This is a genomic window from Dietzia sp. CQ4, from assembly GCF_014145125.1.
In the GTDB taxonomy this organism is placed as follows: domain Bacteria; phylum Actinomycetota; class Actinomycetes; order Mycobacteriales; family Mycobacteriaceae; genus Dietzia; species Dietzia natronolimnaea.
In genome coordinates this window covers 1-12,055 of sequence record NZ_JAALDZ010000313.1, presented here as the reverse complement: position 1 = coordinate 12,055, position 12,055 = coordinate 1, and the positions used below count along the sequence as shown (strand labels likewise).

General features: G+C 70.4%; 9 protein-coding genes. 6 read left to right on the top strand and 3 right to left on the bottom strand.

The window, feature by feature from the left end; translation table 11 throughout:
* The 3 genes from G6031_RS15705 to G6031_RS15695 form a co-directional block, all read right to left on the bottom strand.
* A partial coding sequence (locus G6031_RS15705; RefSeq protein ID WP_182653762.1) for a MoxR family ATPase occupies positions 1-1,045 on the bottom strand: 1,045 nt, incomplete at its 3' end.
* Between the two features lie 109 nt (positions 1,046-1,154).
* Complete coding sequence (gene mdo, locus G6031_RS15700; protein WP_182653761.1) at positions 1,155-2,426, bottom strand: NDMA-dependent methanol dehydrogenase; 1,272 nt, start codon at positions 2,424-2,426, stop codon at positions 1,155-1,157.
* Between the two features lie 208 nt (positions 2,427-2,634).
* Complete coding sequence (locus G6031_RS15695) at positions 2,635-3,846, bottom strand: GAF domain-containing protein (protein WP_182653760.1); 1,212 nt, start codon at positions 3,844-3,846, stop codon at positions 2,635-2,637.
* A gap of 150 nt (positions 3,847-3,996) precedes the next feature.
* Here G6031_RS15695 and G6031_RS15690 point away from each other — a divergent pair, with 150 nt between their 5' ends.
* The 6 genes from G6031_RS15690 to G6031_RS15665 all read left to right on the top strand — a co-directional run bounded on the left by G6031_RS15690 (position 3,997) and on the right by G6031_RS15665 (position 12,008).
* On the top strand, positions 3,997-5,787 hold the full coding sequence (locus G6031_RS15690; RefSeq protein WP_182653759.1) for a long-chain fatty acid--CoA ligase: 1,791 nt from the start codon (positions 3,997-3,999) through the stop codon (positions 5,785-5,787).
* 154 nt (positions 5,788-5,941) lie between these two features.
* Positions 5,942-6,877, top strand: coding sequence for a cysteine synthase A (gene cysK / locus G6031_RS15685; RefSeq protein WP_179524173.1), 936 nt, complete (start codon positions 5,942-5,944; stop codon positions 6,875-6,877).
* The gene (epsC, locus tag G6031_RS15680) at positions 6,877-7,500 is read left to right on the top strand and encodes a serine O-acetyltransferase EpsC (protein ID WP_182653758.1); all 624 of its coding nucleotides are present in this window, start codon (positions 6,877-6,879) and stop codon (positions 7,498-7,500) included. Before cysK ends, epsC begins: the two co-directional genes overlap by 1 nt.
* Before the next feature lie 180 nt (positions 7,501-7,680).
* Positions 7,681-8,703 (top strand): zinc-dependent alcohol dehydrogenase family protein, encoded by a 1,023-nt coding sequence (locus G6031_RS15675; protein WP_182653763.1) that lies wholly within the window; start codon positions 7,681-7,683, stop codon positions 8,701-8,703.
* 69 nt (positions 8,704-8,772) lie between these two features.
* Entirely contained in the window at positions 8,773-9,594 is an 822-nt protein-coding gene (gene fdhD, locus G6031_RS15670; protein ID WP_179524171.1) for a formate dehydrogenase accessory sulfurtransferase FdhD, read from the top strand.
* A 65-nt stretch (positions 9,595-9,659) separates the two neighbouring features.
* The gene (locus G6031_RS15665; RefSeq protein ID WP_182653757.1) at positions 9,660-12,008 is read left to right on the top strand and encodes an FdhF/YdeP family oxidoreductase; all 2,349 of its coding nucleotides are present in this window, start codon (positions 9,660-9,662) and stop codon (positions 12,006-12,008) included.
* Positions 12,009-12,055: the final 47 nt, after the last annotated feature.

The window sequence follows — 12,055 nt, the reverse complement described above, 5'->3', positions numbered from 1 at the left end:
CGGCCCCGAACGCGGCGGAGGTCGACGCCCCGGTCACGTCGGCGGCCGCCCGCATGTCCCGACCGCCACCCGCCGGCTCCTCGCCCGGGGCCGCCCCAGCGCCGAGAACGCCACGGGCGACATCGTCGTCGGACCGGTACTTCAGGAGAGCGGCGGACAGGACCCAGCCGAGCTCCGGGCCGTCTCCACCCCACACCGACGCGGCGCGCGCCGCGTCCACCACCTCGGAGATCGACGGGGCCTTGCGCAGGGGCAGCTCGCGCAGGCGGCGTGCCTTGTCCACCACGTCGGCCGCCACCGACTCCGGCACCTCCGGAGCGCGGGACCGGACGATCTCCGTCTCCCGCGCGGCGTCCGGGAAGTCCACGTGGAAGTGCAGGCACCGGCGCTTGAGGGCACTGGACAGCTCCCGGGTGTCGTTCGAGGTGAGCACCACCCAGGGCGTCGTGCGTGCGCGGTAGGTGCCGAGCTCCGGGATCGTCACCTGCTTCTCCGCGAGCACCTCGAGCAGCATCGCCTCGAGCGACTCCTCCGTGCGGTCGATCTCGTCGATGAGCAGGACCACCGGGTCCTCGGACGTGATCGCCTCGAGCAACGGCCTGGTCACCAGGAAGTCCTCGCCGTGGATCCCCACCTCCATCTCCGCCAGCGCGGCCGAGGCCGCGGCGAGATCCTCGTGCACCGCCAGTTCCGCCGTGATCCGGTCCCGGAGCATCTGGACGTGGAGCAGCTGCTTGGCGTAGTCCCACTCGTACAGCGCCCGGGCGTCGTCGAGCCCCTCGTAGCACTGCAGCCGGACCAGCCGACGGCCGAACGCGGAGGCGAGCGACTTGGCCAGCTCGGTCTTGCCCACACCGGCCGGCCCCTCCAGCAGCAGCGGCCTGTCGAGGACCGTCGCCAGGTGCACGACCGTCGCCAGCTCACGGTCGACGATGTACCCCGTCCCGCGGAGGGCCTCCGCCAGGACGTCGACGTCGATCACCGCGTCCGCGGGCCCCACCTCGTCGGAACTCAGGTCGTCGGGGTGATCCTCGATGACATCCATGGTCGGGCCCTTTCCGTTCTCGGGAGATGGTGGTGTCCCCCGGGGACGGGCGGGACGGATCCGCTCGCCCGCCCCCGGGGACGTCCTGGTGGGGTGCCGCGCCGACCGGTCAGTACGACCCGGTCATGGCGTGCTCGACCATCGGGATCAGCGACTCGACCGTGGACTCACGCGGGTTGCCCGGGGTGCACGCGTCCCCCATCATGTGCTCGGCGATCCGGCGGATGTTCTCCGCCGAGGTGTCGATCCTGTCGCCCTTGCCCTTGTACTTGCCCGTGTCCATCTGGTTCTTCTCGTACAGCCCGGGCGTGATCTGGCTGAAGTTGTCCGGGATGCCGACGTCCTTCGACAACCGGATGGCGGCCTCCACCGCCGCGTCGGCGGCCTGGACGGTCGTCATGTTGCGGGTGTCCACGCCCATCTGCGGCGCGAGTTCGGCGTAGCGCTGGTAGCGCGACGGCAGGTTGTACTCCCACACCCGGGGCAGCGCGATGGCGTTGTTCAGACCGTGGTGCGTGTCGTAGTACGCGCTGATCGCGTGGGACATCGAGTGGATCATGCCCAGGCCGCCCGAGTTGAACGCCTGCGTCGCGATGTACTGCGCGTTCATCATGCCGGTCCGGGCCTCGAGGTTGCGGGGGTCGTACACGGCCGTCGTGAGGTTGTCCGCCACGAGCTTGGTCGCGTACAGCGCGTTGCCCAGCGACGGGGCGAAGTCGAGCCGGGACACATACGGCTCCGAGCAGTGCGCGAGGACGTCGAAACCGCAGTACGCGGTGAAGTGCTGCGGGCAGGAGTAGTAGAGGAGCGGGTCGTCCATCGCCAGCGAGACCAGGCTGGCGTCGTCGAACGCGACCCACTTGTGCGGGTGGTCCATGTCCGAGGTGTCCGTGATCACGTACGCCCACGAGGTCTCCGCGCCGGTGCCCGCGGTGGTGGACACCGCGATGTGCGGCGGGTTCTCGAAGTTGGTGGACTTGGAGAAACCCTGGAACTCGTTGATGTCGCGGCCGTCGTGGGCGATCACCACGCGGGCGCCCTTGGCGGCGTCGTGACTGGAGCCGCCGCCCACCGAGATGATGCCGTCGCACTTCTCCGAGTTGTAGAGCGCGGCGGCGTCCATGACGTTGTAGTCCTTGGGGTTGGACTCGACCTTGTCGAAGACGACGACGTCGATTCCCTGGTACTCGATCTTGCCCTTGAGCTCCTCGATGATGCCCGAGCCGCGCAGTCCGGTGGTCATGATGAGGACCCGGGTCATCCCCAGCTTCTTGGCCTCCACGCCGAGGATGTCGTGTGCACCCACCCCCAACAGTGCCTTGGGGAGAGGGTGGAACTCCTTGATCGGCATGTCCCAGATCTGATTCAGTTCGATCGCCATCGTGCGCCTCCTGCTCGAGCGACCCCCACCATCGGCGGGGCGGTGATTGTGACACCGATCACTCTTGCCCGGCGGGCGCCCCGTCCGGAACAGCTACCGCGGGGTTCTGCCCACCCGGCGCACCGGGGACGGTCCGGATGGCACCGATGCACCTACCCGAGTGGACGGGTCGAGCCCGGTTCGGTGCCGACCGCCGCCTCCGCGCCCCTCACGCCCCGAAGCGCTGATCGAGGACACGACACCGCGCCTCGGCCGCCGCGATCGTCGAGGCGTCCGCGTACCGCGACCGGGCCAGGCTCCGCCATGCGGCGAGATCCTCACGCCCGGCGCCGCCGACCCAGGCCCTGAGCACGGGGAGACGGTCGGCGGACAACACCGCGGCCCGCACCATCGAATGGACCTCGAGCCGCAGGTCGGCCACCCCGGGCGCGTCCGACGCCGGCAGGAGTGGTCCCGGGTAGGAGGCGACCGCCCTCATGACGTCGCCGGAGTCGAGCGCGTCCGTGACCTCGCGGAGGTCGGTGACCAGTGCACCCGGGGCCAGACGGTAGGGCCTCGACGCCACCACGTCCGGCCCGAACACCCGCCGGAGGCGGGAGACCTCGGCGCGCACGCTGACCTCGTCCAGGCGGTCGTCGGCGAGCAGCTCCGCGAGCGCACCGCCCGTCAACCCCTCCGGATGCGCGTCGAGCAGCACGCAGATCTCCGCGTGCCTGCCGGTCAGGGCGCGCCCGCCGACCCCGGGACCGTCCCCGTCGAGCACGCCGGCCCCCGCACCGAGAACACGCAGCCTGAACCGCCCACCGTCGGCTCGGTCGACCCCGCCGCGACGGGGTACGACCAGGCCGGCGGCGGTGCGCAGCTCCCCCTCGGCGAGCATCACCGTCGCCCGGATCAGGGCGAGCATCTGGTCCGAGGCGGCACTGCTCGGGCCGGTGACGTCGATGAGCCCGATCAGCTCACCCGTCCCGGGGTCGTGGACCGGCGCCGCCGCGCAACTCCACTCGTGGGCCATCTCGAGATAGTGCTCGGACCCGCGGACCCGCACCTCCGTGTCGTGCCGGAGCGCGAGCCCCGGCGCGTTGGCCCCGACCGCCTCGTCCGTCCAGACCGCGCCGGGGATGAACGCCATCGACTCCGCGCGGGACCGGACGCCCCGGTCACCGATCACGCGGAGCAACCGTCCCCGCTCGTCCGCGACGGCGACGATGTGCCCGCTGGAGACCACGCCAGGCACGAGGACCGACTCGACCACCGGGAGGACCGACGCCATCCGGTGCTCCGCCACGTGGCGAGAGAGGTCCGGGCCCTCCAACTCGACCGACGGCGCGACCACGGTGGGGTCGATACCCCGATGCCTGCTGCGCTCCCACGACTCGGCCACCAGCAGGCTCGCCGCGGGTCCCGTGCCCCCGAACATGTCGTCAGTGTAACCCGTATCACAGTAACCGGGATCACGAACCTGACGCGCCCCTCATAAACGGATCTAAATAGACCGTGCTGAACACGGACTGCGGCCGACCCTCTACACTTGCCAGTGATACAGGCCACACATGACCTAAGGATCGCAATGACGACCGAGTTCGCCACCCCTCCAGTAACCAAGCCCTTCCCTGTCGAGAACCTCGGCCGACTCGTGTTCAAGAACGCGGAGGAGGCCCCGAACGACGTCGCGGTACTGCGGCTCGTCGGGACCGACTGGAAAGAGGTCACCTGCGCCCAGTACCTGGAAGAGGTCAAGGGCGTCGCCAAGGGCCTCATCGCACGGGGCGTCAAGCCCGGCGACCGCCTGGCCATCATGAGCCACACCCGCTACGAGTGGTCGCTCATCGCGTGGGCCTCCTGGGCGGTCGGCGCCGTCACCGTGCCGATCTACGAGACCTCCTCGTCGGGCCAGTGCGACTGGATCCTCACCGACTCCGGCGCGACCTTCGCCGTGGTCGAGAACCTCGAACTCCGCGAGGTGCTGACGTCCGGCACCGAGTGGAACGGCGACATCATGGTCATCGACAACGACCTGGTCGCCCAGCTCACCGCCGCGGGAGCGAACGTCACCGACGAGCAGGTCGAGCAGGCCTCGCTGGCGACGGGCCACGAGGACAGGTGCGCCATCATCTACACCTCCGGCACGACGGGCAACCCCAAGGGCTGCGAGATCCTGCACGGTGGGTTCGCCGGCGTCGTGATGTCGGTCGAGGAGCAGCTCAAGGACGCGTTCGTCCCCAATAGCCGCACCCTGATCTTCCTGCCGCTGGCCCACGTGCTGGCACGCATCCTCGAGGTGAGCAGCTTCTACAAGCGCGTCGCCGTGGCCCACGAGCCCGACACGACCAAGGTCGTCGAGCGACTGGCGGAGATCCACCCGACCTTCCTCGTGTCGGTCCCGCGCGTGCTCGAGAAGGTCTACAACTCCGCCGCGGGCAAGGCCGAGGCCGCCGGCGGCGCCAAGGCCAAGATCTTCAAGGCCGCGGTGCAGACCGCGATCGACTACTCCACGGCCATCGAGGACGGCGGGAAGCCGTCCGCGGGCCTGGCGCTCAAGCAGAAGCTGTTCTCCAAGCTGGTCTACTCGAAGCTCCACGACGCCCTGGGCGGCGAGTGCAACCGCATCATCTCCGGCGGCGGCCCCCTGGGCGCCCGTCTCGGCCACTTCTACCGCGGCGCCGGCTTCGACCTGCTCGAGGGTTACGGCCTCACCGAGTCCTCGGGCGTGCTGACCGTCAACCCGATCGGCCAGGCCAAGATCGGCACCGTCGGTCGACCGATCCCCGGTGTGACCATCCAGATCGCCGACGACGGCGAGATCCTCGCCAAGGCCAAGACCCTCTTCAAGGGCTACTGGCAGAACCCGAAGGCCAACGAGGAGTCCTGGACCGGCGAGTGGTACCACACCGGCGACATCGGCGAGCTCGACTCGGACGGTTACCTGTCGATCACCGGCCGCAAGAAGGACCTCATCGTCACCGCCGGCGGCAAGAACGTGTCGCCGTCCCAGATGGAGGACCTCCTCTCGGCCGATCCGCTGATCAGCCAGGCCGTCGTGGTGGGTGACAACCGCAACTACATCGCAGCGCTGATCACCATCGACCAGGAGACCTTCCCGGCGTGGCGGGACAAGCACGGCAAGACCGGCGAGGTGGCGGACCTGCTCCAGGACGGCGAGCTGGTCGGCGCCATCCAGGACGCGGTGGACCAGGCCAACAAGTCCGTCTCCCGCGCCGAGTCCATCCGCAAGTTCAAGATCCTCGCGGCGGAGTTCTCGGTGGAGAGCGGTGAGCTCACCCCGACGCTCAAGCTCAAGCGCAACGTCGTGCACGACCGCTTCGGCAGCGAGATCGAGGCGCTCTACTCCGACAACTGAGTCCTCGACCGGTAGCGCCCGGGCCCCACGGGGTCCGGGCGCTGCGGCATTTCGCCGGCCCCGTCATTTCACGCGGGCGTGGTCCGGACGGGTGCGGGATCACGTACACTTGCCGATAGACAGATCGGTTCATTCTGAAGAACGGAACTCACCAATGGCGAAGATCTACTCCGACATCACCGAGACCATCGGCCACACGCCCCTGGTCCGCCTCAACTCCCTCACCGACGGCCTCCAGGCCACCGTGCTCGCCAAGCTGGAGTCCGCCAACCCGGCCGCCAGCGTCAAGGACCGCATCGGCGCCGCGATCATCGACGACGCGGTCGCCTCCGGCGCCCTCAAGCCCGGTGGCACCATCGTCGAGGGCACGTCCGGCAACACCGGCATCGCGCTGGCCATGGTCGCGTCCGCGCGCGGTTTCAAGTCCGTCCTGGTCATGCCCGACACCATGTCGGTCGAGCGCCGTGCGGTCATGCGTGCCTACGGTGCCGAGCTCATCCTCACCCCGGGCTCCGAGGGCATGAAGGGCGCCGTGGCCAAGGCCGAGGAGGTCGCCTCCACCCGCGAGAACGCGGTCCTCGCCCGGCAGTTCGCCAACCCGGCCAACCCGGACGTCCACCGCCGGACCAGCGGCCCCGAGGTCTGGGAGGACACCGACGGCGAGGTCGACATCTTCATCGCCGGCATCGGCACCGGCGGAACCATCACCGGCGCCGGCGGGTACCTGCGCGAGCAGAAGTCGGACATCCAGATCGTGGCCGTCGAGCCCAAGGACTCGCCGCTGCTCACCGAGGGCAAGGCCGGTCCGCACAAGATCCAGGGTCTGGGCGCCAACTTCGTCCCCGAGATCCTCAACCGGGACATCTACGACGAGGTCATCGACGTCACCCTCGACGACTCGCTGCGGATCGCCAAGCGTCTCGGCACCGAGGAGGGCATCCTCGCCGGCATCTCCTCCGGTGCCAACGTGTGGGCCGCGCTCGAGGTGGCCAAGCGTCCCGAGAACGCCGGCAAGACCATCGTGGTGATCGTGTGCGACTACGGCGAGCGCTACGTGTCCACCATGCTGTTCGAGGACTACCGCGACTGATGACCGACCCGACTCCGTCGACCGCGGACGCGCCCGCGGCGGGGATCCTGCGCACCCTGCGTGAGGATCTCGCCGCGGCGCGTGCCCACGACCCGGCGGCCCGGGGAGACGTGGAGAACGCGATCGTCTACTCCGGCCTGCACGCTATCTGGTCCCACCGGCTCTCCCACCGCCTGTGGGAGGCCGGCGGGGCCGGCCGGTTCGCGGCCCGCGTCCTGAGCCAGTTCACCCGGTTCCTCACGGGCATCGAGATCCACCCCGGTGCCACCATCGGTCGACGGTTCTTCATCGACCACGGCATGGGCGTGGTCATCGGGGAGACAGCAGAGATCGGTGACGACTGCATGCTGTACCACGGGGTCACGCTGGGCGGCGTCTCGCTCAAGCACGTCAAGCGCCACCCCACCCTGGGCGACCGCGTGACCGTCGGCGCCGGGGCCAAGATCCTCGGCCCCGTCGAGATCGGTTCGGACTCCTCGGTCGGCGCCAACGCCGTGGTGGTCAAGGACGCACCCGCGAACTCGATCGTCGTGGGCATCCCGGGCGTCGCCAAGCCCGCCAAGGAGTCGAAGGAGGAGCTGCGCGACGCGCAGTTCTACATCGACCCCGCCATCTACATCTGATCCCACGAGGTCAGGGACCCCCCACTTGTGTCGCCGGGGGCGGGTCCCTGACCTCGTCGCGGTTCCGACCATCCCGGCGAGGAGTCCGATCCCCATCCGGGGCTGGTCCGAGCCGCCCGGCCGGAGATAGGATCAGCGTCACCGCTCCGCGGGATCGAGGTGACCTGGATCATGACGATGATGCGTGCCTGGGTGGTCCGGGAGCCGGGCCCGCTCGCCGAGTTGCCGCTGGACCTCGTCGAACTCCCTGTACCCGAGCCCGGGCCGGGAGAGATTCTGCTCCGCGTCCTCACGTGCGGGGTCTGCCGGACCGATCTGCACGTCACCACCGGTGACCTCCCCGTCCGACGACCGCGGGTGGTCCCCGGACACGAGATCGTCGGCGAGGTCGTCGGATCGGGGCCGGGCTCCGACCGGTTCGCCACCGGTGACCGGGTGGGCGTCCCCTGGTTGCGCGGGACCTGCGGTAGCTGCGGCGCCTGCCGAGCCGGACGGGAGAACCTGTGCGCGCGGTCCCGGTACACCGGATGGGATGCCGACGGCGGCTACGCTGAGTTCACGACGGCTCCCGAGGCCTTCGCCTACGCCCTTCCCGACGGGATCGACGACCTCTCGGCCGCGCCGCTGCTGTGCGCGGGCATCATCGGGTACCGAGCGCTGAAGCGTGCGGCGCTCCCGCCGGGCGGCAGGCTGGGCGTCTACGGCTTCGGCGGTTCGGCCCATCTCACCGCGCAACTCGCCCTCGCGCAGGGGGCGGAGGTCCACGTGCTCACCCGGGGTGAGGGCGCGCGCCGGTTGGCGCTCGACCTGGGCGCGGCCTCGGCCGGTGATGCCCGCGAGCACCCCCCGGTCCCGCTCGACGCCGCGATCCTCTTCGCTCCGGCGGGGGAGATCGTGCCGGTGGCCCTGGCGGCACTCGCCCCCGGCGCGACGCTGGCCGTGGCCGGCATCCACCTCTCCGACATCCCCCGGCTCGACTACCAGCGGCACCTGTTCCACGAGCGGACGGTGACCAGTGTGGAGAGCAACACCCGCTCCGACGGCGAGGAGTTCCTCGCCCTGGCCGAGCGCCTCGCCCTCCGCCCCACCACCCACGAGTACCGCCTCGACGAGGCCCCCGACGCCCTGGCCTACCTCGACGCGGGGGACGTCCGCGGCGCCGGTGTCCTGCGCGTGTCCCACCGGTCCACCGAACGGCGCTGACCTCTGGCCCGCCGGGCCTCCGGCTGACCGCGGCGGCGGCTGAACCCGGCACCGGCTAGCCTCTGCACCATGGGACGACGGACGAGTCGTCACCCCGCGCGGAGGATCATCGCCGGCAGTGACGCCAGACGTGAGGTGGCGACCCTCGCGGTGGAGGAGCCGCTGGAGGTCCGTCTCGGGGGACGCCCCTACCTCGTCACGATGCGCACCCCGGGCGACGACATGGACCTGGCCGCCGGTTACCTGGTGTCGGAGGGGGCGATCTGGCACCGCGACCACCTCCCCGAGATCTGCTACTGCACCACGGTGAGCGGCCGCACCGAGCAGGACTACAACACCCTCACCGTGACCCTGTCCCCGGATGTCCCGGAGCCCCGGTCCGTCCGCGCGACCGCCATGACCAGCTCCTGCGGGGTGTGCGGCGTCGACTCGGTCGCGGAGGTGCGCAAGGCGACCCACTTCCCCGCCGAGCCGGCCACCCCCCTGGTCGGGGCTGCGGTCCTGCTCTCCCTTCCCGACCGGCTCCGCGAGGGCCAGATCGTCTTCGGCCGCACCGGCGGGGTCCACGCGGCGGCCCTGTTCTCCCCCGACGGCGACCTGCTCTGTCTGCGCGAGGACGTCGGTCGGCACAACGCGGTGGACAAGGTGGTGGGTTGGGCCCTGCGCGAGGGCCGGCTCCCGCTGCGGGAGACGATCCTGCAGGTCTCCGGGCGTGCCTCGTTCGAACTCGTGCAGAAGACGTCCATGGCGGGGATCCCGGTGATCTCCGCGGTCAGCGCCCCCTCGTCGTTGGCCGTGGACCTGGCCGCCGAGACCGGGGTGACGCTGGTCGGGTTCAGCAGGGGCGACCGCGCGACCGTCTACACCCATCCGGAGCGCGTCGCCGACTGATCCGGCACCGCGCGCACTCCCGGGCCGCGGCTGCGGCGCGGTGTGTTCCGGCGCACAATGGGTCCATGAGCCTCGTCCCCCGCATCCGTCGGTCCGCGCCCGTCGCCGACATCGACGAGGACGACCTGCGGGTCGGCGAACCCGAGACCAGCGCGGCGGGGCTCAAGGCCGTCTCGGTGGCGCTCGAGCGGGGGATCTCGCAGGCCGGGGCGACCCGGACGGCGCGGGCGTTGGCCCGCCTCAACCACCGTGGCGGCACGGACTGCCCCGGGTGCGCCTGGCCCGAGTCCATCACCGGTCCGCGCAGGCCGGCGGAGTTCTGCGAGAACGGCGCCAAGGCGGTGGCCGAGGAGTCCACGACCCGGACGGTGACCCCCGAGTGGTGGGCCGCCCACCCGATCCGCGAGCTGCGGGACAAGACCGAGTACTGGCTGGGCAACCAGGGCCGGATCACCGAGCCGGTGGTGCTCAGGCCCGGCGACGAGCACTACTCGCCGATCGGCTGGCGGGAGGCGTTCGCGCTCATGGCCGAGCACGTCACCGCCACCTCGCCCGACCGCTGCGTGTTCTACACCTCCGGCCGGACGGCCAACGAGACCGCGTTCATGTACCAACTTCTCGCGCGGTCCATCGGCACCAACAACCTGCCCGACTGCTCCAACATGTGCCACGAGTCCTCCGGGTCGGCCATGACCCCCACGATCGGCATCGGCAAGGGGACTGTCTCGCTCGAGGATTTCGATCACGCGGACGTCATCCTCGTCGTCGGACAGAATCCCGGCACCAACCACCCACGGATGCTCTCCACCCTCACCGACGCCCGGCGGCGCGGGGCCCACGTGGTGGCGGTCAACCCGTTGCCCGAGGCCGGACTGCTGGGGTTCGCCGATCCGCAGTCCCCCACCGGGATCGTCAAGAGCCTGGTCGAGGGCGGGGGCGAGACCGTCTCGGATGACTTCCTGCAGATCAAGGTGGGTGGCGACCTCGCGCTGTTCCAGGCCCTGGGCCACCTGCTGCTCCGGGCCGAGGAGGCCGCGCCCGGCACGGTCGTGGACCGCGACTTCGTGGACACGTGCACCGAGGGCTTCCGGGACTACGCCGCCGCGCGTGCCGGGCTGGACTGGGAGACCACCGAGCGGGCCACGGGTCTGCGCCGCGACCAGATCGAGCGACTGGCGACGCTGCTCGTGCACTCGCGGGGCACGATCATCTGCTGGGCACTGGGACTCACGCAGCAGCCCCACTCGGTGGACACCCTGCGCGAGATCGTCAACGTCCTGCTGCTGCAGGGCAACTTCGGCAAGCCCGGCGCCGGCGCCTGCCCGGTCCGCGGCCACTCGAACGTGCAGGGCGACCGGACCATGGGGATCTGGGAGAAGCCGGGCGCGAGGTTGTTGGACGGGCTCGACGACGAGTTCGGCATCACCTCGCCGCGTGAGCACGGCTACGACTCGACCGAGACGCTCGAGGCGTTCGAGCGCGGTGACGTGGACGTGTTCGTCTCCATGGGCGGCAACTTCGCCAAGGCCTGTTCGGACACCGACGTCCTCGAGAAGGGGATGCAACGCACCGGGCTGACCGTCCACGTGTCGACCAAGCCCAACCGCTCCCACGTGGTCCACGGGCAGACGTCGCTCATCCTCCCGACTCTCGGGCGGACGGACCGCGACGACCGCCACCCCGGGGGCGCACAGTTCGTCTCGGTGGAGGACTCGATGTCGGTGATCCGCTCGTCCCAGGGGCGGCTGGAGCCGGTGTCGGAGCAGTTGCTCAGCGAACCGCAGATCGTCGCGGGCATGGCGGAGGCGATCCTCGGTCACGACCACCCGGTGGGGTGGCGCGCGATGGCGGAGGACTACGACGTGATCCGGGACCACATCGCGCGGGTGATCCCCGGCTTCACCGACTACAACCGGCGGGTGCGACAGAAGTCCGGGTTCGTGCTGCCCAACCCGCCGCGCGACACCCGGTCCTTCGCCACCCCGTCCGGGCGCGCGCACTTCACGGTGTCACCGCTCGAGTGGCTGGAGGCCCCGGCCGGGCACCTGATCCTGCAGACCATGCGGTCCCACGACCAGTACAACACCACTTTCTACGGTCTCGACGACCGCTACCGGGGCATCTCCGAGGGGCGCCGGGTGATCCTCGTGAACCCGGATGACCTGCGCGACCTGGGCCTCGCGGACCGCCAGCTGGTCGACGTGGTGAGTGTGTTCACCGGCTCGGACGGCGTGACAAGCGAGCGTCGGGCGGAGGAGTTCCGGCTGGTGTCCTACCCGACGGCCCGCGGCTGCTGCGCGGCCTACTTCCCCGAGGCCAACAACCTGGTCCACCGTCAGAACGTGGCACGGGAGTCCAACACGCCCGGTTTCAAGGCGGTGACCGTCCGGTTCGAGCCGCGGAGCGAGCGCTAGCGAGCGCAGCGGCGAGTAACCGGCGCACGGGCGGAGCCCGGTTCGAG